Genomic DNA, 19,494 nt, shown 5'->3' on the forward strand with positions numbered 1-19,494 from the left:
ATGCCAATCCCCCTTGAGCAGGCGCGCAAGTTTTTGGAACAGCTTCAAACGCCACCGCTTACAAACCTTTTCGCTCAGGCGCACGCGAAACACGTTCTCTATGAAGTGCGGGAACTTCCAGCCAACTTCCCGTCTTTCGATCCAAACCTCAAAGACAAGGTGACCTTTGCTGTATACGGGCTCCTCGCCGCTGGCTGCAGCGTGGCCGAGCAAGGAGATCGAGCTGCAGGTATCGCTGTCCTAGAACGAGCAGCATCGCTGCTCCATTATGTTCATGGCCCATTTGCGAAGGACTTGCGTGAGAGTGGCTTCCACGTATTCGTTGCGGCGATGGCATTTTACGCGGCGGGGCACTACTCACGTGCTTTCGTTGCCATCCGTGCCGTCGAAGAAATTACCCCAGCCGCGCGGACTATCGGGGCCTTCCTCCGAAAAGATACGGCTTCGTTGATCGACCGCCTGAACGAGGTCTTGTTGCGCGAGCCACCTTCATTCGAGGACCAGCTGGATTTGGATGAATGGGCCATTACGGTCGCCATCTCACGCGCAGTCGCCATCGCTCTCGAATTTACGTTCACCGGTGCCAACGGCGCCCTGGATCTCGCCGACGAGCAGCTTCGAGATGCCGCGATCATCGCTACAGCAGGAAGCCACCCAGCGTGGTGGTGGATCGTTCGGCTACTCCGGCTCATGCTCAAGGACCTTGGCGAAGCATCACCGTGGCGGGTCCTTCCTCCATATTTCGGATCACAGGTGCCGAACGCCCTTGGACGCTACGTGAGGCTGCTTGCGTTTGGGAAGCGTCCATTGATAGAACTCTGGACCTCGCAGTGCGCCTCCCTGCCCCTCGTTTTGAATTCGGCAAACCGTGGGGCAGTGGTAAACCTGCCCACGAGCGCCGGTAAGACTCGCGTTGCCGAGCTGGCCATTCTGCAAACACTTCTTAACAACCCCACAGCGCGAATCCTATATCTCGCGCCCTTTCGATCCCTCGCGCTCGAGGTCGAACACACACTCGCCGACACGTTCAGTTGGCTTGGCTATAGCGTGTCACACTTGTATGGCGGGTCACGGGTCAGCTCCATCGACACCGAACTCGTGGCTGAATCCACGATTATCATCGCCACGCCCGAGAAGGCACGGGCTCTCTTCCGCGCCGCACCAGAACTGTTCGAGAACGTGAGGCTCGTGATCGTGGATGAGGGGCACCTTATCGGACCGTCGGAGCGGTATGTCCGCAACGAAGTGTTCGTCGATCATCTCCGTTGCTTCGTTCGAGCGACGGGTGCGCGCGCGGTGCTGCTTTCAGCTGTGCTTCCGAATCCGCAGGAGCTCGCTGAGTGGGTCACCGGCGATCCAACTGCAGTCGCGAGATCGACATGGAAACCCTCGGCTGAGCGGTTCGGCCTACTTCGTTGGAATGGCTCGCGCGTTAGGATCGACTGGCAAGGGGAGATCGCGTCATTCAACCCGTCATTCGTTGAGGCGAAACCCTTGGGGTTCGGGAGACGCAGGAGGCCATTTCCGAGCAATAAGAACGAAGCGGTTGCCGCTACCGCCGTTCGGCTTAGCGCCATCGGGCCTGTGATGATCTTTACGGGCAGGGCGGTTTCCGTACCAACGCTTGCCGAAGCTGTACTCCTCGCGCTTGGCGAAGCCCCAGAAGACCATCCCTGGCCGGAGCATGAGTGGAGGGTCTTCGAAGCTGTCTGTCAAGAGGAGCTGACTCCCGACGCAATTGAGCTTAAGGCTGCCCGTGCCGGCGTGGTTTGCCACAGCAATCGCCTCACGCCGCAGGTGCGTCTTGCGCTCGAACACCTGCTGCGATCGAAGCCGCCGAAGATCATCATTGCCACGACGACGCTTGCGCAGGGGGTGAACGTCGGCATCTCCTCGGTCATTATTGCTAACCCGTACACTGGGCAAAAGCCTATCGACAGGCGAGACTTTTGGAATATCTGCGGCCGAGCAGGTCGAGCATTCGTGGACGGCGAGGGCAAGATCCTCTACGCCATCGACGATACGCGCGAGCGCTGGCAGATCCAAAGGGATGAGTCGCTCGCACAGTCTTATTTTAACGCCCATACTGGTGATCGAGTCGAAAGCGGGCTTCTCTCTGTCGTGCGCGCGCTTCGGGCCATCGCCGGTCGGGCCGGTGTATCTTTCGAAGTCCTACTCGAGCTCGCCGCCAACAACGACTTCTCTGGGCTGGGGAGCAGGGCAAAAACCTGCGAGATGATATGCGACCTCCTTGATGATGAGTTGCTTGCATTGCACGAGGATCCAGTGGTGAACCCAGAAGGAAGCGAGTCCATAGAATGGATAGAACGAGTGTTTCGAGACTCGTTAGCTGTTCTCCAGGATAGGTCAGGCGCAGATGACGTCATCGCTTTCTTGCGGGCACGCGCCGACTCGACACTAAGACGTGTGTCTCAGGCGGCCCGGAAGGCGGTGGTGTCGTCGGGACTTCCGTTGAGCGTCGCGCTTCGCGCCCATGAGAACATTGAGATTTTTAAAGGCGTGGCCGATTCCTACCTCGCGAGCGAAGAAAAGTTCGACGCGTTGCTAGCTGCAGTTCGCACGATTGAGGAATGGGTGCGTATCAACGCGGTTTCTGTCGTCGTACAATTGCCCGATGCAGCCAAGCTCGATGCACTACGGGAGAAATGGCTTGATGGTGTCGGCCTTCGGGAACTCAGCACCATCGATGACGATGCCAACGACATCTGTAGAGAACTTTACGGCTACCAGCTCCCGTGGGTCATTCATGCAGCATCCCAGCAACTGCGCATCTCTGAGGACGCGGAGCGAGCCGACGCTCTTGCCGAGATCGCCTTGCTGGTGGAACTAGGAGTCCCAACGGATTTGGCAGCGCGGATCTTCCTTGCCGGCGTTCGCTCGCGGGCGGCTGCGACTGAACTCGCCGCGCTCAACGTTGTATTTGGCACTAGCATCTCCGAGATCAGCCGGAACCTCCGTACGTTGAGGTTTGTAGATCAACTCCGCCCTTTGGTTTCTGCTACAACGGCAGTCTGGCTGGATCTCATAGTCGAGGACTCTGCGCGCCGCCGTCCTGCTGATGTTCCCAGGTTCGCCCCATTCACTATAGAGAGTGTCGGTGATGCCGATGTTCTACACGTGAGGATGATTGGCGAGAAGGCGTTCCTCTGCACGATCGATGGAAAAACACGGATCGCGGTGGAACCGACCGAGAAGTTTCCCTTCAATGAGATTGCGAATGATCCCCGTATTGTCTTTATCCGCACCGGAACCATTTGGCGGATGGAGATTCGGGATCCACGCCTTACTGTTGGGGACGAGTGACCAATGATTCAGCCTAACCAGTGGGCTTGGAGCCCAAAACATTGTCAAGCCTGTCGAATCATCGAAGTCTGGGACCTCTGGGGCGAGACGGTCTGCCGTGTATGGTTTCCCGATAGCGACGCGGTGGTCCGTATCCCTGCTTCTAGGCTTGAGCCTCTGGAGAGCGGCTTGAGTAATTCACCTGACAGTATTGCCTATGTCGCTGCCGCCGCTCGCGTGGCTGATGCGCTGACGCAGGACGTTCTGCTTGCTCCCATCGAGGCCTCCGTCATCCCGCTGCCGCACCAGATCCGGGCGTTGTCGCGCGCCATTGCCAATGACCGCGTGCGCTACCTTCTGGCGGACGAAGTCGGGCTGGGCAAGACCATCGAGGCCGGGCTGATCATGCGGGAACTCAAGCTCCGCGGGCTGGTGAAGCGGACACTGGTCATCGCCCCGAAGGGATTGGTGAGCCAGTGGGTGAGCGAGATGCGCTTTCACTTCGGCGAGACCTTCCATCTGGTGCTCCCCGAGGACTTGAAGACGCTACGGCGTATCGCCCCGGTTTTGAGACCGGCTGACGGGGATCTTGGAAACGGAGCCCCGGAACTCGCGCCTGCAAATCCCTGGCAAGTGTTTTCCCAGGTGGTGGTGCCGATGGATTCCGTGAAGCCCCTGGACAAGCGCCGGGGCTGGACGGCGGAGCAGGTGAGGGAACACAACCGGGAGCGTTTCGAGGATCTGATATCGGCAGGCTGGGACCTGGTCATCGTGGACGAGGCGCACCGGCTCGGCGGGAGCACCGACCGGGTGGCCCGTTTCAAACTGGGCCAGGGGCTGTCCGAAGCCGCGCCGTACCTCCTGCTTCTGTCGGCCACTCCCCACCAGGGTAAGACCGACGCCTTTCACCGCCTGATGTCTCTGATTGATCCCCAGGCGTTTCCCGACGTTGGCAGCGTCACGCGGGAGCGTGTTCAGCCGTACGTCATCCGGACCGAAAAACGCCGCGCCATCGACGCCGAGGGCAAGCCGCTGTTTAAGCCCCGCCGCACGGAACTTGCGCCGGTGTCCTGGGAAGAGCGCCACAGCCGGCAGAAGCATCTCTACGAAGCCGTCACCGAGTACGTCAGGAAAGGCTACAACCAGGCCTTGTGTGAGAAACGCAGTTACATCGGGTTCCTGATGATCCTGATGCAGCGCCTGGTTGTCTCCAGCACCCGGGCGATTCACGCCACGCTCGAGAAGCGGCTGGAGGCGCTCCAGGCACCCGGGGAACAGTTGACCCTTTTCCCCGTTTATTCCGAAGATGACTGGGCTGATCTCGACGGCCAGGAGCAGCTGGAAACGCTGCTGCGCACCCGCTTTAAAGCGCTGAAGAATGAACGCGCCGAGGTACAGTTGCTCTTGGAAGCAGCGACCCGGTGCGAGCAGGCCGGACCGGACGCCAAGGCAGAGGCCTTGCTTGACTGGATATACCGGCTCCAGGCGGAAGAGGGCGATCCGGAGCTGAAGGTACTCGTCTTTACCGAGTTTGTTCCTACCCAGGAGATGTTGTGCGATTTCCTCAGCGAACGGGGCTTTTCGGTGGTCTGTCTCAATGGCTCCATGGATTTGGATGAACGCAAGCGGGTTCAGGAGGCGTTCGCCCGCGAGGCCCGCATCCTCATTTCCACGGACGCCGGCGGAGAGGGTTTGAACCTTCAGTTCTGCCACGCGGTAATCAACTACGACATTCCCTGGAACCCGATGCGGCTTGAGCAGCGCATCGGGCGAGTGGATCGCATTGGCCAAACGCATATTGTCCGCGCGGTCAATTTCGTCTTTCAAGACTCAGTGGAACACCGTGTCCTTGAAGTGCTGGAGCAGAAGCTTGCCGTTATATTCGAGGAGTTCGGCATCGACAAAACCGGCGACGTTCTCGACTCAGCGCAGGCGGGTCACATATTCGATGATTTGTATGTCGATGCCATCCTGCATCCCGATAGGGTGGAGGACTCAGTGGATAAGGTGGTTACCCGCCTCCGGGAGCAGGTACGGGAAGCGCGGGGCATTGCCTCGATGCTTGGGGCTTCGGATGACCTTGACCCGGGAGAAGCACAACGCCTCCTGGCCCATCCTTTGCAGCATTGGGTTGAGCGTATGACGGTGAGTTACCTTAGGGCGCATGGCGGTAAGGCGGAAAGAAAAGACCGCGTGTGGGAACTTGCCTGGCCTGACGGTGCAATATATCCTGCGGCGGTCTTTACCACCAAAGAAGCAGCGGAGATCCCCGCTGCACGCTGCCTAACCCTGGAGGAGCCGAAAATACGCGGTCTGGCGATGGGATTGCCCCGGTTTGTCCCGGGGCAGCCGATCCCGGTTGTATCAATTCCGGGGATTGGTATTGAGATTCAGGGCTTCTGGTCTCTCTGGCGGATTGCCATCACCGCTTCAGGCTGGAACCGCCACCGGATTATGCCCCTTTTCCTGGCCGATAACGGCAAGGTTTACACGCCGACGGCCAGGCATATATGGGACCATTTGCTGGTAGTGAATCCGAATGTACGCTCAAACCTCGACGCTGCAAGCTCCAAGGATGTTTTTGAGAAGCTGCTCCGAGCCGCTGAAGAGCACGGGAGGCCCATTTACGACGCTTTGGTGCAAGAACATCACGCCCGAATTGCGCGGGAGCGGGAAAAGGCCGAGTATTCCTTTGCTGCAAGGCGGAGGGCTATTGAGCGCATAGGCCTGCCTCAAGTCCGTAACCATCGATTGAACCTACTTGATCAGGAAGAACAAAACCTTTACAGGCAAATCGAGAAGCGTGCCCGCATCTGCCCTGAGATCGTGCCTCTTCTGTTGATTCGTGTGGAGGGATGCAGCCTTGAGTAGCTGGCGCGCCCATATCCTCAGGGAGTTTACCCCGAAGGTCGCAAGGCTCACCCTTGTGGCGGACCCGGACGGTCTGCTGCTTGAAGAGGGGATTCTTGAAGATATCCGGAAACGGGGCTTTGAGCTGATGCCCTTCGAGGATCATGTGGCCTTCCGCTATGCCTATGAATCCAAGTTCCGCTCTCGCTGGGACCGCGGCGAACAAACGGATCTTGTGGTCGTGCTGCATTCCACGGCCAGCGACCTCGGTACCCTTCCGTATGATCTGCTCCAGGCCGGCCGGCGGCTTTCCTTCAACCTTGGCGATATCTTTCCGAACCTGAGCTATCCGGTCGTGGCCGCTCTGGACCGGGGCTACCTTGATGCCCTGTATGATGCCCAGCGAAGGTACGCGCCCGGCCAGCTTGGGGATAATGCTACGAAGGAGTTTATTCTCCGCCACGTTTTCGAGATTGCTCCGGAGCTTATCAAACAGCCGTCGGATCTCCTGCGTGTTCTGCTCCGTCGTCACTACCGTGAGCAGCGGATACCCGCTATTCTCGACGAACGATTCATCCAGCTCTTGCGGTTAAACGACGCCTTCGCCGACTGGCCGCTGGAAACCATCATACCTGACCGGGAGGCGTTCTTCGCATTTCTACAAGAGCGTTGGCCGGTGTTCCTGGACCGCATGGCCGCCGTGAATGATCCTGGCGCTCGAGAGGACGCGATGCCCTACGGTTTCAGTTACCCCGGACCTGCAGATCTGCCCTTCGATCACCATGATATCCGGGTCTACATCGACAACCTGTTCCTTGAGGGAATGCTCCAATCTGTCCCCCATGAGCGCGCGGAAATTCTGTCAAAAACCTGGGCGAGCATAGGAGTCAGGATCGAACCTGCCGAGGATCGCGGATGCCGCCTGAACCGGCTGATCGAGAATATCCTGTCCTCCGTCCCGGCGGAGGATGCCAGGCATGGAGAATGGTTCCGCTTCGCCCGCGGGTGGGCGGAACTGAAGGTACTCGTGCATGATCCGGAAGGTACTACTCTTCAGGAACAGGTAACCCAAAAGGTAAGGGATTTGCAGTCTCAAGTCGATGCCGCATTCACCGCATGGTTGGTGAGGCGGTATGCAGGGCTGGTTAACCTCCCCCCGGCGCCGCCGGTCATGCTCCATCATATCCCGCGGTTCATGGCTCGCTATTTGGGAGATGAACAGAACGGCAAGGTCGCGTTACTCTTGGTCGACGGGCTTTCCCTCGACCAATGGATTGTTGTCCGCAATGCGGTCTCAAAGCGGCGGTCGAGTTTCCTTTTCCGCGAGAACAGCGTATTCGCGTGGATTCCCACGGTCACCTCTGTCTCGCGCCAAGCAGCGTTTGCCGGTAAGCCGCCCATGTATTTCCCGAACACCATTCAGACGACCGACAAGGAGCCGGCTCTGTGGACGCAGTTCTGGGTGGATCAAGGTCTTTTACAGAACGAAGTGGTTTACGCCAAGGGACTGGGAGACGGCAACCTGGACCTGGTTGATGAGCTAATCACTCGTCCAAAGACAAGGGTTGTCGGACTGGTTATTGATAAAGTCGATAAGATTATGCATGGCATGGAACTTGGCACTGCAGGCATGCATAATCAGGTGCGCCAGTGGGCCCGGCAATCTTATATTACCGATCTCCTTGACCTGCTGTTGGATAGAGGCTTCCGAGTCTTTTTAACGTCCGACCACGGCAATATTGAGGCCGAGGGCTGCGGACGCGCTTCAGAGGGCGCAGTCGCCGATCTACGCGGCGAGCGGGTCCGCGTCTATGCGGATACTTTGCTTCGGGATAAGGTGCAGGCACGGTTCCCAAGCGCTCTGAAATGGCAGCCCATCGGCCTTCCAGAAGACTACCTTGCCCTCATCGCCCCCGGCCGGATGGCGTTTGTCCGCGACGGGGAACGCATTGTCAGCCATGGCGGTGTTACGATTGAGGAGCTAATTGTTCCTTTCATTGAGATCAAGAGGAGAAACATATGAACCTTCGTACGAACCACATCGGATTCAGTCAACGAGTTCGCCTGGAGTGGCTCGAGCAGGCCGCCAACCTCGTCTTGGCGGGGAACGATAAATCCGCAATCAACGCTTCCTTGCAAGAACTCCTAAAAGACAAGGTGTCCGTTGGCGGTAGCGCCGAACGCGGTAACCGTGAAAAAGTCATCACCATCCTTATGAAGGTTTGGCTCAACGTTCCACGCGGGCTGGAAATGTTTCGAGACGACGGGCTTGAATTGTTGAGGCACCTTCCTCGAGCGGATCGGATCGCAGTTCACTGGGGAATGGTGATGGCTGTCTATCCGTTCTGGGCGGCGGTGGCCAGCCAGGTCGGCCGCCTCTTGAAGCTCCAGGGCTCTGCCGCAGCAGCCCACGTTCAACGGCGGGTCCGGGAACAGTACGGGGAACGGGAAACGGTCTCCAGAGCAGCCCGTCGCGTACTTCGGTCCTACGTGGACTGGGGTGTTCTTGGCGAGACAGCTACAAAAGGAGTTTACACGCAAGGATTATCGCTGGTGGTCGGCGATCCCAAGCTGGTTGCATGGCTAATTGAGGCCTCGTTGCATGCGCGTCCTAACGGGTCAGGAGTGTTAAGAGAATTGATCAGCAGCGCAAGCTTGTTTCCATTTCGCTTACAGTCAATTTCCTTGGAGAGCATCCTGGTGTCGTCGCCCCGCATGGAAGTCCTGCGCCATGGCTTGGATGAAGAATTGCTGATGCTGCGAAAGTAGCAGGTGTGGGAAGACGGGGTATGAGCTAGCTGCTTTAGGTTCTGGTGATAAAATCGCAACAAAATGGCTGCTGTCACCGACAGAACAGAAAGGCTCCCGCTTTCGGGAGCCCTTGATTTTCCTGGTGCGGCAGAGAGGATTTGAACCTCCACGGGCTTAATGCCCACTAGATCCTGAGTCTAGCGCGTCTGCCGTTCCGCCACTGCCGCACGGCTTCGACAAAGGTTATGATAGCATACCGGATGTCGGTTGTCAACGAGCCTACGACGTGTTTCAGGAATGATCTCGGGGGTTGGCGCGGAGCCACGGCAGCGTGTACAGGGAGGTCAAAACAGTGGTTAAGACCGCAAGCGTGACGGCCTGGGGAAGCTGGCGATCACCGCCCGGCAGGTAGGGGTGGATGCCGGCGCCGTAGTCCAGAAAATCCATGAAGCCGAACCAGGGTCCTACGAGGAAAACCAGATAGCGCGCCGGGACCAGCAGGGGCAGGAAGACGATGCCCTGGTAGGCCATGCCGACGTGGGCCACGAAGAGGAACACCTTTTCGAAGTCCCATTGTCCGCCGGTGAACCAGTGGTGGCCGATGATGCCCACCGTCCACGCCCCGTATTTGATCAGTCCCAGCATCGTGAAGGCTTCGAGGAAGGCCCAGGGCCTGCCGCTCAAGCGCAGCCCGAGGACGAGGGCGAACAGCAGGGACTGGATGGGGCATTCCGGGGTAAAGGGCCAGTAGTACCAAGGTGTTGCGGCGAGCTGTTCGCGGTACCAGAAGAAGCCGTACACGGTTGCCGCGGCGTTGATCAGAAGAAGGGCGAGCAGCAACCGGCGGCGGACCAGCAGGTAGCCCAGCAGGCCGCGGTAGGGGCCGGCGTTGCCGGTGCTAGCGCTCAAGCCCGGGTTCCTCCGTTTCACCCAGCTTGCGGATGACCCTGACCGGGACGCCGCCGGCGAGAACATTGTGCGGGACGTCGGTATTGACCAGGGACATGGCCGATATCTGGGTATTGCTGCCGATGGTGACCCCGGCAAGCACGGTGGAGTTGGCGCTGATCAGCGTATTCGCGCCGACGACCACCGGGCCGAGGCGATACTCGTGTACCAGGAATTCGTGGGCGAGGATCGTAGCGTTGTAGCCGATGACGACGTTGTCTTCGAGGGTGATCAGCTCAGGATAGAAAAAATCAAAGACGGCCATGGCGCCTACCGCCACGTTGCGGCCCACCTTCATGCCGGTAAGGCGGTAGAAGACGTTTTTGAGGCCCAGCCACGGCAGGTACCGGGCCGTCCAGATCAAGAGGAAATTGTAGATAACCCGGAGACGGCTCTTATCCCGGAAACAGTACCACATACTGTTGCGCCCGGGGGGCACGGGATAGACGGTCAGCCTCCGCCTGCACCGTTCTGTATTTTTCGAATCAGCCATTGTTAATGATTCTTTCGGCGACCAGTTTGCCGGAAAGAAGCATGCCCCCGAAGATGGGGCCCATGCGGTAACCCCCGGCGACGGCGTTGGCCGCCATCCCCGTGACAAAAAGTCCCGGGTAGACTTCACGCGTATTCTCCAGGATTTCGGTTTCGGCCACGTCGGCCCACATCGGGCGTTCGCCGACGGCGCTGCCGGACGGGGTATTCAGGCGGATATTGGCCTTGCGGGCGAGGATGTTCACGATACGGGCGTCGTGCCCGGTGGCATCGATGGTATACCGCGAATGGGTAGCGATGGGATCCACGTGGAAGCGTCCGAGTTCGACAGGCGTCCAGTTGAGGACCAGGCCGGTCACACGGTCGTTCTGCAGGCACACGTCTTCGACCGAAATGAGGTTCATGATTGTCGCCCCCGCTTTGACCGCGGCGAGGGTCAGCGCAGCCACCGACTCCACCGACGAGGCCGTATAATAGCCGGGTTCAAAGGCCTCGTAGCGGATACCCATATCTTGCATGACGGGCAGCGCCTCTTTCTGGACGACGATCTCGTTAAACATGATCGCCCCGCCCCACATGCCGCCGCCGACGCTGAGCTTGCGCTCAAAGAGAACGGTCCGTAAGCCCGCCTTGGCCAGGTAGTAGGCAGCGGTAAGCCCGGACGGTCCGCCGCCGACGATAGCCACGTCGCTGTCCAGGCAGTCAAGGAGCTTCTTGTTATACCGCTCGATAATGGCTCTTGCTATGACACGCTCGTCCAACTTCATAAGATAAATCCCCCATCCAGCTATTATCCATATACTTTACTCTTGTACTCAGGATTCGTCAAGTTATGGCAGGATAACCATGCCGGTCGTCGGTAGTCAGTAATCGGTGTACCAAAAGGTATAGGAAAGCCGCCGGATCTTACGGGTAGCGCGGCTCTTTCTTTTGTTCTGCGTAAAACTGTTCTACGCCTGTTTCCCGCATGCGGTCGTTCATCCTGCGCCAGCGGGCCTGCAGGTCGGGCGGGAACTGGTTGCGCTCACAGGGGTACTCGTCGCACTGGAAGCAGAAATCGACGTTCTTTTCCCGGAAACAGGTCTTGGCCGAACAAAGGGGGAAAGTGCCCCCTCCCTGCCGGCAGCCGGCGCAAGAGGCTTTGCCGAAGAAGAGCAGGAGTTCGTGAAACTGCTTGTAGCCCTCAAAGACCGGCATAAACTTGGCCAGTCTCCCGGCGTAGCGGTCAAAGTTGCCCAGCTTGTCCAGGAGCGCTAGCGCCAGCTTCTTGATTTCCCCGTCTCCGTAGCCGAAACACCGTGAACAGTCCAGCCCGCAGGGGGCCAGCTCGGCAAGTATGGTTTCCCTGTCCATCCCGCACCATCCTCTCGTTCCATTATTTTCTTTGTGAAAACGATATAAGCCAATGATACTCCGATTGGAACTGAAGCGACAAGTCTGTTTAGCAGGATAGCAATGATAAGGAACCGCCAAGAGCGAAAAGGGGGGAATAAGGTTCTGTTTACCGCCGGTCAAGGCGTAGACTACTTACAGGAGTGATTTTTATGCTTACTCCGAGCCTTGAAGACTACCTGGAGGAGATCTATCGCCTGTCGCTCGGTGAAAACGCCGTGCGCGTCACCGACGTGGCGGCCAGGCTTGGGGTTAAGCTGCCGTCGGTCACTAAGGCCCTGCGGCGCCTGCACGAGGAAGACTATCTGACCTACCGGCGTTACAAGGATGTCATACTGTCGGAAAAGGGGCGCCGGCTGGGAAAATTCCTCGTGGAGCGGAACGCCATTCTGCAGGAATTCCTGACCGTGCTGGATGTGTCTTGCGGCAGGGAACAAGAGGCCGAAGCTATGGAACACTACCTTTCGCTTCCGACCATCCGTGCCATCGATTACCTGGTCAGGTTTTTCAAGGCCAATCCTGCCTGCCTGGGCGAGTTTCACATCTTTAAAACCGCGCAGGAGCAACGGGGCGACGTGCTGGACGACGGCTATAAAGATTGAGAAAAGAATCTGTCTCAGCCAAGCCCCAGTATCCTGGCCGTCCGGGCGACGGTGAAGCACACCGTAATCGCCGTCAGCGTGGGAATAGCTGCGGCCAGAAACGTCCATTTCCAGTTACCGTTTTCTTTTTGGATGGTATAGAGGGTGGTACCGCAGGGGAAGTGCAGCAGGGAAAAGAGCATGACGCAGAGGGCGGTCACCCAGGTCCACCCGTGCTCCACGACGAAGAGACGGTGGATGGCGCTGAGACTGTCCAACTCAACCATCGAGCCGGCAGACAGGTAGCACATGCACAGGATCGGCAGGACGATTTCATTGGCCGGCAGCCCTAAAATAAAAGCCACCAGGATGAAGCCGTCGAGACCGATCTGCCTGGCAAAGGGATCGAGCCAGGTTGCCATGTGCTGGATGATGCTCTGACCGTTAAGGTCGATGTTGGCCAGAAGCCAAATCAAGGCTCCGGCCGGTGCCGCCACGGTGACGGCCCGTGCCAGGACAAACAGCGTCCGGTCGATAAACGAGCGCGCGAGAATCTGCACAACCTGCGGCCGGCGGTAGGGCGGCAGTTCCAGTGTGAAAGAGGAGGGAACCCCGCGCAGCAGCGTACGGGAAAGCAGCCAGGAGACGAAAAGGGTTACCGCGATACCGGCGATCACAAGGCCGGCCACGGCCGCTGTGGCGAAGACCGTTTGATAGGCCGAGACCCCCAGTCCGGCAGCCAAAACGGCGGCCAGGGTGATGAGCGTGGGGAAACGGCCGTTACACGGTACAAAAACGTTTGTCAGGCGCGCGATCAGCCTCTCCCTGGGCGAGTCGATGATCCTGCAGGCCACCACACCCGCGGCGTTGCAGCCGAAGCCCATGGCCATGGTCAGAGCCTGCTTGCCGTGCGTGCCGGCCATTCTAAAGAAACGGTCCAGGTTAAAGGCCACCCTGGGCAGGTAGCCCAGGTCTTCGAGAAGGGTAAAAATCGGGAAGAAGATGGCCATGGGAGGGAGCATGACCGAGACAACCCAGGCCAAAGAACGATACATCCCGTCAACAACAATCTCCTTCAGCCAGGACGGGGCTCCCAGCCAACCCAGGAGGACGGCTAATTGTTCCTGCCCCCAGAAGAGGACCGCCGCCAGCAGCCGGGAAGGGTAGTTGGCTCCCGTTATGGTAAGCCAAAAGGCCGCGCCCAGCAAAAGAAACATGATGGGAAAGCCCAGCCACCTGGAGGTGAGGATGTCGTCGATCCGACGGTCCCAGTCTCTTTTGGGCCTCGTCCGGTGTACGACGGCGCCGGCGATCCTCTCGGCCTCGGAGTAAATCGAGCCGACAATGCGGTCGTGGGCGGCGGGATCAAGCCTGGCTGCCTCGGCCAGCGCCTTAAGATAGCGCAGAGACTCCTCCTTGTCGGCTGTTGCGGCTTTCACCTTTGTCCGCATCCTTCAAAGAAGTGGTGCAGGGTGTTAAAGATATACGGGTCTCCCTCCAGGATGCGGAGCGCCGCCCATCTCGCGCTGAGGTAGGGCGGGAGAATGTCTTTAAGCCGGGGTTCAAGAAACCTGATGGACCTTTCCAAAGAAGTGTCGTAGGTTACAAGGCGCGGCGAGGTGGAAAGCTGGTTGCCGGCCATTTCGGCGATGACCGCTTTAAGCTCGTCGATCCCTTTGCCGTAACGGGCGGCGGTGGCCACGACGGGTACTCCCAACTCGCCGGCCAGCCTGCGGCAATCGATATGGATGTTTTTCCTGGCGGCTTCGTCAATCAGGTTGACGGCGACGATTGCTCGCGGCGTGATCTCCAATACCTGCAGGACAAGGTTGAGGTTGCGTTCCAGGCAGGTGGCGTCGACGACAACGACCGTGGCGTCGGGGTTGGCCAGGCATAAGAAATCACGCGCCACCTGTTCTTCCGCAGAACTGGCCAGGAGGGAATAAGTGCCCGGAAGGTCGACGACGAGGTACTCCCGGCCGTTGAATGCGTAACAGCCTTCGGCACGCAGGACCGTTTTCCCGGGCCAGTTTCCGGTGTGCTGGTTCAATCCCGTGAGAGCGTTGAAAACCGTCGTTTTCCCGGTATTCGGATTTCCCGCCAGCGCAATCACGGGGATGGATCCATTTCTTTTGATGCCGAATGTTTCGCGGTTTGCGCTCCAGCCGCAGGCGTTGCTGGTCAGTCCCATCGAAGGAACCCTCCGGTCTTAGATTTTCGAGTCGTATTCTTCGGCGGACATTTCCACCTCTATCTGCCGGGCTATGTCCCGCCGCAGGGCGATGGTCGTTCCCCGAACCAGGTACGCTGTCGGGTCTCCGACCGGACTGCGACGCAGCGCCAAAATTTCCGTTCCCGGGACGATTCCCAAATCCAGCAGACGGCGCCTGGTCAAACCTGAAGCCTTGAGAGAGATAACCCGTGCGGTGTTCCCCACGGGCAGCGCGGCGAGGTTAACAGGCGCAGTCTTCGTCTTCGCCAGGTTCAACATTGTCACTTCCCCCCTCAGACACCCTTGAACAAGCAACAGGCTTATTTATCTATTGGTGTTGTTAGCGAAGGGTAATAATGTTAGCCCAGGCTAACAGTGGGCTAGACAGTGTTGCCGTTCATGGCATAGTACGCAGCGGGATTAGAAGATGCCACCCGTTCACCAAAAGTTGCGAGGGGTGCAGAGCTTGTGCATCCCGTGCCGGCATAAACGCCCATTCACGACGATATCTTTAGTCAAGGGGACGGGCTCGGGGGAGAGAGTATGGCCATATTCATTCCTCGCAAAACAATCTATGCCGTTAACCTGGCGTGGATGGCGCTGTTGATCGCCTGGCTGTTCCTCGGGCACGCCGTGACTGCGGATGCCTGGCGGAGCGGGGAGTGCGAAGTTGAAGTCACATTCCGGTTTTTGGCGCCGATGCGCACGAGTTACCCCGTGGCGGGATTGAACATTACGGACGAGTTCGGGCGTCAAGCCGTTTACCGCGGGACGTGGGTAAACCGGCGCTGCCTTATCATCAGGATACAGGAACAGGCTACCGGCCAAGGGCTGAAATACCGGTACCGTTTGCGCAAGACTCCGGCGGTGATCTGGCCCTTCAGCGTCAGCGGGCGCGGTCAGTTTATGACGGCGGTGGCTCCAAGAGTTGTTGGGCTCTTTCCTAAATCCAAGGTGCCCGCGCGCGGGCCCGTAGTACTGCAGTTTAACACGCCGGTAGAGGAGAGGAGTTTTCATTCCGCTGTACGCATGGACGTGCCGGGTAAGTGGCGGCCCGCCGAAATGGAACTGGAAAGGGGCCGGTTTGCCGACACGAGCCGCTGGCTGTTCTACCCCGAGCGCCCGTTTGAGCATGGTAGGCGGTACAAGATAGCCATAGGGCCGGGAGTACGCAGCCTGTCCGGACTGGCAGCCGATGAGCCGGTCAGGGTTTTCTTCGACACTGCTCCGGAACTGCTGATTATGGAACAATATCCCGAGCCCGGGGCGCCCAGCATCTGGCTGTCGCGCAACATCTGCATCTATACCAACCAGAAGCTTAAGGAAGCCGTGATCGAGGTCGATGACATGGGCGGGCAGGTCGACGTGGAGGGAGAGAAAGCCATTTTCGTTCCCGACAGGTGTTTTCGGCCGTCTTTGACTTACAAGGTCAGGGTCAGCCTGACATCCGTTTACGGGGAAAGGCTGGAGCAAGAGTTTTCTTTCAGCACGACGAAGTTGGGGTCGCCGTATTGGCTCGAGGTCAAGCGCGGGGACAAACGCAGCAAGGTCTGGATTATGAAGGGCGGGAAGGAAATCAAGGAGATCGACGCCTCGTTTGCGCGCCACGCCGACCGCATTCCCGCCGTGACAATGTATGAGAGCTGGAGAAACAGGGGGCTGGACGAGGAAAACAGGCCCTGGTTTGCTCTTAACACCGACATTTTGATTCATGCACTGCCGGATGGGATGAAGGAAGACGACCATGAGAAGCTGGGTCTGCCGAGAAGTTACAGCTGTCTCCTGATTCCGGAGGATGACGTCAAGTGGATCGCCCGACACTTTGAAAAGGGCTTCATGGTCATTGTCCGCTGACGGTGGCCGATTTCGTTCGCCGCAAAAACGAAAAACGGCAAGCTCATCCTTTGGAAAAGCTTGCCGTCTTAATTTCTTATGGTGGGCCATGAAGGAATCGAACCTTCAACCTGACGATTAAGAGTCGCCTGCTCTGCCAATTGAGCTAATGGCCCATATGTGATGGTGGAGGGAGGTGGATTCGAACCACCGAAGGCTGCGCCAGCGGATTTACAGTCCGCCCCCTTTGGCCACTCGGGTATCCCTCCGTATGTCGTTCTGGGTCGGTAATCTCATCACGCCGCCGACCTCTAGTTTACAGTGGTCGGGATGGCGAGATTTGAACTCGCGGCCTCTTGCTCCCAAGGCAAGCGCGCTGACCAAGCTGCGCCACATCCCGAGATCCCGGAATGAGCGGGTCATTTCCGACAATGAAGAGTATAGCAAATGAAAGGCCGGGTGTCAACAGCATCCCGGGCAAAGTGTCGGCGGGCCTGGGAACGAACCTCGTAAATGTTTTACAATTTAGTTAAGATGTGCGTAGACAGCCCGGACGGGTGTTATACTTTGGTAGTAGGGAGGTGATTTGCAAGGATGATGGAGATGATGCGCAAGCTGATGATGATCAGCATCGGTGCAGTGTCCCTGACCAAGGAAAAAGCCGAGCAGCTTGTCAAGGAACTCAGTGAAAAAGGACAGATCAGCACGTCTGAAGCGAAGGCCTTTGTCAAGGAATTGCTCGAAAAAGGTGAAAAGGAGCGCCAGCAAATCCAGAAGACCATCGCCTCGGAGTTCGGCAAGCTTCGCGAAGAGTGGGGGCTGGTAACGAAGAAGGATCTGGCCGAAGTCAACGCCCGCCTGGCAAGGATCGAGGAACGCCTGTTCGGTAAGGTTCAGGCGCCCGAAGAAAGCCCGGCGGCCGACAGCCCCGCCGAAGGCGGTCACGGTGTACAAAGTTAGCATAATGGGGACTGTCCCCGCAGTATAGTTATTATATCTAGCCTGCTGCAGGGGGATGGTCCTTATGCTTTTCCGGGGCTTGGCGAAGATCCTGCTGTTGCTGGCCGTGCTGGCAGTGGTTCCCATTATTGCAAGCGCTACGAACGATAACGGCAGCGCCGGCCAGGAAGGGCAGCGAGACGCCCCGCGTTACACCCGCCAAATGATCGTTATAGTTATCGACGGGCTGCAGGCTGACGTTTTGCAGAAAGTTCAGGCGCCCAACATCAACGGTGTCGCCGCGAGCGGGATCAGAGTGAGCCAGGCGATAACACCGTTCCCCGGAACGCTGGAGGCCGCTGTGGGCAGCCTGTTGACAGGCTGCGACCCGCAGCTGCACAAGTTCGTAAACGGCAACGACCGGCTGGCCGAGCCCACAATTCTAAAACTGATGGAGCAAAAGAACATCAAAACGGCTTTCTTCGACGCCACGGGAAGGCACGGACGGTTTGCGGACGAGTCAAAACTGTACCGGAAGTACGGCAATGACCGGGAGATGGTTGAGGACGCCGTTAAAGTAATGGCGGATAAAACCCCGTATCTAAGCGTGCTTGTTTTCGGCGAGGTGGGCAAGGCCCTGGCCGAAAGCGGGCCGAACAGCCAGGCCTACGCCAAGGCGGTGACCGACGCCGACAACCGCGTGGGCGAGCTGCTGCGCTACCTGCACGGCAAGGGGATGTATGATCACGCCCTGATCGCCGTCTGCGGCACGACGGGTCAGCCGGCCCTGGTGTTGAAGAGCCCGCAGTTTAAAGGCGGGGTTATCCTTCCCCCGGCGAGCCTCACCGACCTCGCGCCGACACTCGGCTATATCGTGGGCGAGCGGCTGCCCGAGGCCACGGGACTCGTCCTGTGGAACGCCTTCGAGCCCGGTTCCTTTCAAAACGGGATCTACTTGATGGAACAGCGCATCAAGGACCTGTCGAACGCGCAGCTGCGGGCCGCCCGGGAGATTGCGGATCTGCGCTCGGGCGAGGCCCAGGTCCAGAAAGAACGGACGATCATCAGCCAGGAACGCAAGACTACACAGGAGGCCATCGCGGAGCGGGAACGCAGAATCGGCATACTGGGCGGCATCGTAAAGACCCTGATCGGCTTGATTGCCGTGTTGATCATCCTCGCCCTGGCCGGTTACTACATCCAGTACCGCTACCTTAAAAAGAAATTCCTCCTGTTTTGAGGTATCGCTTCCCAAGAACCGTCCAGCGTGAAAAAATCAGTTTGCAGAGCGGGAACCCCATAGACGGTTCCCGCTTTTTATTTACTCGCCGCTTTTGGCTGAAGCCTTTTTGGAAACGGCAAATAGCTGTTACAGTTTAATTAAAAACGGGTTTCGTATAGAATGAAAGGCAGCGAAAGGGGAGAGGGTACGTTGTTGAAGATTGCTGTTGCCGGTAAAGGCGGGGTAGGGAAGACGAGCATAGCCGCGGGGCTGATCAGACTATGGGCTGAAGACGGCCCGGTTTGGGCTATTGACGCCGACCCGGATGCGTGTCTGGCTGCGGCTTTGGGTGTACCGGAGGCTGACGCCGCGAAGTTGAAGCCTTTTTCCGAAATGCGCGCGGTGATCAGGGAGCGTGTCGGGGGTGACGGCGGATACATGGTCCTTAATCCGCAGGTCGAAGACCTTTTGGACAGGTACGCCCTCGTACGGGGAAACGTGCGCCTTCTGCGCATGGGCGCACTCAAGAAAGGCGGGGCAGGTTGCTATTGCCGGGAAAACGCCTTCCTTAACGCGATTTTAACCTCGGTGCTTGTAGATAAGCAGGAAGTGGTCGTTGTCGACCTGGCGGCCGGCATCGAGCAGCTGTCGCGCGGCGCCGCCAGAGGCGTTGACAGAATGGTTGTGGTCTGCGACCCGACGCGGGCTGCGGCGGCGACAGCGCGGAACATTGTGGCGATGGCTTTCGACCTGGGCATTGAAAAGGTGGGTTTTGTAGGCAACCGCGTCCGCAATGCGGACGAGCGGGAGTTCATCAGGCAGGCGGCCGCTGAACTGCCGGTGTGGGGTTATGCAGGCAGGTACGAGGAGTTTGCCGGGGACATGTCCCGAGCGGAATGCGCCCTGGAGCTGCCGGCGGGTTTCATGCGCGACCTGAAGAAAGTCAGGGAGGCCCTTTTGCAGGCATAGCA

The 19,494-nt window shown here is 58.4% G+C and carries 16 protein-coding genes and 4 tRNA genes; 9 read left to right on the forward strand and 11 right to left on the reverse strand.

Translation table 11 applies throughout. The features are described from left to right. Genes ACUM6F_RS02080 through ACUM6F_RS02095 form a run of 4 tightly spaced genes read left to right on the forward strand, consistent with a single transcriptional unit; the run spans position 1 to position 8,922 of the window. The gene (locus tag ACUM6F_RS02080) at positions 1 to 3,324 is read left to right on the forward strand and encodes a DEAD/DEAH box helicase (RefSeq protein ID WP_445348265.1); all 3,324 of its coding nucleotides are present in this window, start codon (positions 1 to 3) and stop codon (positions 3,322 to 3,324) included. A gap of 3 nt (positions 3,325 to 3,327) precedes the next feature. Next, positions 3,328 to 6,174 carry a DEAD/DEAH box helicase gene (locus ACUM6F_RS02085; protein WP_445348266.1) on the forward strand — a complete coding sequence of 949 codons (2,847 nt, stop codon included), beginning with the start codon at positions 3,328 to 3,330 and terminating at the stop codon, positions 6,172 to 6,174. Beyond that, complete coding sequence (gene pglZ / locus ACUM6F_RS02090; protein ID WP_445348267.1) at positions 6,167 to 8,176, forward strand: BREX-3 system phosphatase PglZ; 2,010 nt, start codon at positions 6,167 to 6,169, stop codon at positions 8,174 to 8,176. The genes ACUM6F_RS02085 and pglZ overlap by 8 nt, the downstream gene beginning before the upstream one ends. Then, on the forward strand, positions 8,173 to 8,922 hold the full coding sequence (locus ACUM6F_RS02095; protein ID WP_445348268.1) for a hypothetical protein: 750 nt from the start codon (positions 8,173 to 8,175) through the stop codon (positions 8,920 to 8,922). The genes pglZ and ACUM6F_RS02095 overlap by 4 nt, the downstream gene beginning before the upstream one ends. A 122-nt stretch (positions 8,923 to 9,044) precedes the next feature. On the opposite strand, the gene ACUM6F_RS02100 is transcribed toward ACUM6F_RS02095, so the two are convergent. The 5 genes from ACUM6F_RS02100 to ACUM6F_RS02120 form a co-directional block, all read right to left on the reverse strand. Next, a tRNA-Leu gene (locus tag ACUM6F_RS02100) sits at positions 9,045 to 9,131 on the reverse strand. A 64-nt stretch (positions 9,132 to 9,195) separates the two neighbouring features. Then, on the reverse strand, positions 9,196 to 9,813 hold the full coding sequence (locus tag ACUM6F_RS02105; RefSeq protein WP_445348269.1) for a DUF1405 domain-containing protein: 618 nt from the start codon (positions 9,811 to 9,813) through the stop codon (positions 9,196 to 9,198). Then, entirely contained in the window at positions 9,803 to 10,345 is a 543-nt protein-coding gene (locus tag ACUM6F_RS02110; protein ID WP_445348270.1) for an acyltransferase, read from the reverse strand. The genes ACUM6F_RS02105 and ACUM6F_RS02110 overlap by 11 nt, the downstream gene beginning before the upstream one ends. Continuing rightward, positions 10,338 to 11,111, reverse strand: a complete 774-nt coding sequence (locus ACUM6F_RS02115; protein WP_445348271.1) for a sulfide-dependent adenosine diphosphate thiazole synthase — start codon at positions 11,109 to 11,111, stop codon at positions 10,338 to 10,340. The genes ACUM6F_RS02110 and ACUM6F_RS02115 overlap by 8 nt, the downstream gene beginning before the upstream one ends. Positions 11,112 to 11,250: 139 nt before the next feature. Then, entirely contained in the window at positions 11,251 to 11,697 is a 447-nt protein-coding gene (locus ACUM6F_RS02120) for a DUF3795 domain-containing protein (RefSeq protein WP_425621541.1), read from the reverse strand. A 191-nt stretch (positions 11,698 to 11,888) separates the two neighbouring features. Between ACUM6F_RS02120 and ACUM6F_RS02125 the strand changes: the two genes are divergently transcribed. Continuing rightward, a complete protein-coding gene (locus ACUM6F_RS02125; RefSeq protein ID WP_425621542.1) occupies positions 11,889 to 12,338 on the forward strand; it encodes a metal-dependent transcriptional regulator in 450 nt (149 codons plus the stop codon). A 14-nt stretch (positions 12,339 to 12,352) separates the two neighbouring features. Here ACUM6F_RS02125 and ACUM6F_RS02130 read toward each other — a convergent pair whose 3' ends face one another. From ACUM6F_RS02130 to ACUM6F_RS02140, 3 genes are read right to left on the reverse strand one after another with little or no spacing between them, the layout of a single operon-like run. After that, positions 12,353 to 13,756, reverse strand: a complete 1,404-nt coding sequence (locus ACUM6F_RS02130) for a nucleoside recognition domain-containing protein (RefSeq protein WP_445348272.1) — start codon at positions 13,754 to 13,756, stop codon at positions 12,353 to 12,355. Then, the gene (locus ACUM6F_RS02135) at positions 13,753 to 14,508 is read right to left on the reverse strand and encodes a FeoB small GTPase domain-containing protein (protein ID WP_445348273.1); all 756 of its coding nucleotides are present in this window, start codon (positions 14,506 to 14,508) and stop codon (positions 13,753 to 13,755) included. The genes ACUM6F_RS02130 and ACUM6F_RS02135 overlap by 4 nt, the downstream gene beginning before the upstream one ends. 18 nt (positions 14,509 to 14,526) lie before the next feature. Next, a complete protein-coding gene (locus tag ACUM6F_RS02140) occupies positions 14,527 to 14,808 on the reverse strand; it encodes a FeoA family protein (RefSeq protein ID WP_445348274.1) in 282 nt (93 codons plus the stop codon). A 264-nt stretch (positions 14,809 to 15,072) separates the two neighbouring features. Here ACUM6F_RS02140 and ACUM6F_RS02145 point away from each other — a divergent pair, with 264 nt between their 5' ends. After that, a complete protein-coding gene (locus tag ACUM6F_RS02145; RefSeq protein ID WP_445348275.1) occupies positions 15,073 to 16,383 on the forward strand; it encodes an Ig-like domain-containing domain in 1,311 nt (436 codons plus the stop codon). 79 nt (positions 16,384 to 16,462) lie between these two features. Here the strand turns inward: ACUM6F_RS02145 and ACUM6F_RS02150 are convergent. The 3 genes from ACUM6F_RS02150 to ACUM6F_RS02160 form a co-directional block, all read right to left on the reverse strand. Continuing rightward, positions 16,463 to 16,538 (reverse strand) — tRNA-Lys (locus ACUM6F_RS02150). A gap of 8 nt (positions 16,539 to 16,546) precedes the next feature. Further along, positions 16,547 to 16,631, reverse strand: a tRNA-Tyr gene (locus tag ACUM6F_RS02155). Between the two features lie 53 nt (positions 16,632 to 16,684). Continuing rightward, positions 16,685 to 16,762 (reverse strand) — tRNA-Pro (locus ACUM6F_RS02160). 194 nt (positions 16,763 to 16,956) lie between these two features. Between ACUM6F_RS02160 and ACUM6F_RS02165 the strand changes: the two genes are divergently transcribed. The 3 genes from ACUM6F_RS02165 to ACUM6F_RS02175 all read left to right on the forward strand — a co-directional run bounded on the left by ACUM6F_RS02165 (position 16,957) and on the right by ACUM6F_RS02175 (position 19,492). Continuing rightward, positions 16,957 to 17,322 carry a phasin family protein gene (locus tag ACUM6F_RS02165; protein ID WP_425621546.1) on the forward strand — a complete coding sequence of 122 codons (366 nt, stop codon included), beginning with the start codon at positions 16,957 to 16,959 and terminating at the stop codon, positions 17,320 to 17,322. Positions 17,323 to 17,401: 79 nt separating this feature from the next. Further along, positions 17,402 to 18,541, forward strand: a complete 1,140-nt coding sequence (locus ACUM6F_RS02170) for an alkaline phosphatase family protein (RefSeq protein ID WP_426377590.1) — start codon at positions 17,402 to 17,404, stop codon at positions 18,539 to 18,541. Between the two features lie 192 nt (positions 18,542 to 18,733). Beyond that, on the forward strand, positions 18,734 to 19,492 hold the full coding sequence (locus tag ACUM6F_RS02175) for an ATP-binding protein (protein WP_445348276.1): 759 nt from the start codon (positions 18,734 to 18,736) through the stop codon (positions 19,490 to 19,492). The last annotated feature ends 2 nt before the right edge of the window (positions 19,493 to 19,494 follow it).

The organism is Desulforudis sp. DRI-14, from assembly GCF_052618305.1.